Origin of the sequence: Streptomyces hirsutus (genome assembly GCF_001418415.1) — a bacterium.
Taxonomy (GTDB): Bacteria; Actinomycetota; Actinomycetes; order Streptomycetales; family Streptomycetaceae; genus Streptomyces; species Streptomyces hirsutus.
Window position 1 is genome coordinate 1 of sequence record NZ_LIQT01000628.1, and the last position, 2,163, is coordinate 2,163.

Below are 2,163 nucleotides of genomic sequence, written 5' to 3' on the forward strand. Positions count from 1 at the left end.
CGCCACCAGCGCCCCGGCCCGCACCACCGCCACAGCGCCGAAGCGCCGCACCCCGAAGTCCCCGACCGTCCGCCCCACCAGCGTGGTGACCATGTAGACGTTGTACGGAACGGTCGCCATCTGCTCCGAACTCCCCAGCACGTCCTGGAGATACTTCGCGCTCCAGTTCGAGACCGTCGAGTCCCCGATGTACGCCACCGTCATCACCAGACACAACGGCAGCAGCAGCCTGAAGGCGACGGGCCCGGCCCTGTCCTCACCCTCGGCGGCCGGCCCGGAGACATGACCCTGACGCCGGTCCTCGCCCCGGCCCTCCCGCTGCTCCTGGTCCACGTACCACCGGCTCCCGATCAGCGCCGCCGGCATCAGCACCAGCACCACCGGCAGATACGACACCCACAGCGCCAGCTGCCCGTGCGCCCCCACCCACGCGAGCGACGCCCCGGCGATTCCGCCCAGGCTGTAGGCGGCGTGGAAGCTCAGCATGATGCTGCGCCCGTACGCCCGTTGGAGGCTCACCCCGAGCATGTTCATCGAGGCGTCCAGCGCCCCCACGGCCAGCCCGAACACGGCCAGCGCCACGGCCAGCCCCGCCATGTGCTCCCCCGCCCCGACCCCGAGCAGCGCCAGCAGCACGACCGGCTGCGACCACCGCAGCACCCGGCTCGGCGGCACCGTCTTCACCAGCCGCTCCGTCGCCACGCTCCCGATACCGGCGAGCACCGGCACCGCGGCGAGAAAGGCGGGCAGCAGCGTGTCGGAAACCCCGTACCGGTCCTGGATGGCCGGGATCCGCGTCACGAGCAGAGCGAAGGCGACTCCCTGCACCAGGAAGGCGAACGCCAGCGAGGCCCTGCCGCGCCGCAGCACATCAGTCATGGCGGCGAGCGTAGGGCCCCGGTGTACTGGTGGGTAGGTCCGGCCAAAGATGAATTGTGCTCAGTTTCAACGGAGTTCGGGAGAGCCGATGGCGACGGGAGCGGCTGCGGGTGCACAAGCTCCGGCCGTCTTCGCCTCGGCGGCGACCATGGCCGGCATGGGACCGGCCCCCAGCGCCCCACCGGCCAGGAACGCCCCGCCCATCGTGACGATCATGATGACGGTGCCGAGCCGGACCATGGTGTCCACCGGCAGGGAGTACGCCCCGATCGGCGCCGCCACGTCGAGGACGATCGGCAGAAAGGTCCGGCGCCTGCTGCTGGGACTGACCGAGTGCGTCGTCCTGCGCCCAGCCTCGTGGCCGGCCCCGGCCCGGCGGTAGAAACGAACGTCCGCTGCTCCGCATGACATGTGTCAGCCGCGGACGCGGGTCACCCCGCCCACAGGTCCGGCAACTCCCGCAGATCCGCGAAGAGCCGGGTGACCCCCGCCAGCTTCTCCGCGGGTGTCATCGAAGCGAACCCGTACACGTCCATCCCGGCCGCGACCGCCGCCTGTACGCCCAGCGGACTGTCCTCGACCACGACACACCGCGCCGGTGCGACGCCCATCCGTTCCGCCGCGTACAGGAACAGGTCCGGTGCCGGCTTGCCCCGCCCCACATCCTGGGAGCTGAAGATCCGCTCGTCGTCGAACCACCGGTCGAGCCCGGTCGCACGGTGCCCCACCCGGATCCGCTCATGGCTCCCGGACGAGGCCACGCAGTACGGCACTCCCTCGGCCGCCAGCGCCTCCAGCACATCGGCGGCACCGGCCACCGGCTTCAACTCCCGCTCGAACGCGGCGAAGACGCGTGCGTGGAACACGGCGTCGAAGTCGTCCGGCAACCGCTGCCCGGTCCGCTCCTCCACCAGGTCGTGCACCCGATGCATGGCGGACCCCATGTAGTCCCGGATGGAGTCCTCGTAGGACGTCGGATGCCCGAGCTCGGTGAGGTAGCCGGCCAGGAGCCGGTTGGAAATGGGCTCGCTGTCGACGAGGACGCCGTCATTGTCGAAAATAACCAGGTCATAGCGCATGACCCCGACCCTAAACGCAGAAAGCCCCGTGCCGAATGGCACGGGGCTTTCTTTGTAAGAATTGTTCGGCGGCGTCCTACTCTCCCACAGGGTCCCCCCTGCAGTACCATCGGCGCAATAAGGCTTAGCTTCCGGGTTCGGAATGTAACCGGGCGTTTCCCCTACGCTATGACCACCGAAACACTATGAAACAGACAACCGCACC

Annotated in this window: 3 protein-coding genes and 1 rRNA gene; all 4 read right to left on the minus strand. The window is 69.3% G+C overall.

Annotated features, from left to right (window positions below; all coding sequences use genetic code 11):
* Positions 1-879 (minus strand): MFS transporter (locus AOK11_RS36220; RefSeq protein WP_107098767.1); only part of this gene is annotated, 879 nt, incomplete at its 3' end.
* A 66-nt stretch (positions 880-945) separates the two neighbouring features.
* On the minus strand, positions 946-1,161 hold the full coding sequence (locus AOK11_RS43200) for a hypothetical protein (protein ID WP_157869525.1): 216 nt from the start codon (positions 1,159-1,161) through the stop codon (positions 946-948).
* Positions 1,162-1,310: 149 nt separating this feature from the next.
* Positions 1,311-1,958: an HAD family hydrolase gene (locus tag AOK11_RS36225; RefSeq protein WP_055597880.1), complete on the minus strand. Its 648-nt coding sequence runs from the start codon at positions 1,956-1,958 to the stop codon at positions 1,311-1,313.
* 63 nt (positions 1,959-2,021) lie between these two features.
* Positions 2,022-2,138, minus strand: a 5S ribosomal RNA gene (rrf, locus tag AOK11_RS36230).
* Positions 2,139-2,163 lie beyond the last annotated feature (25 nt).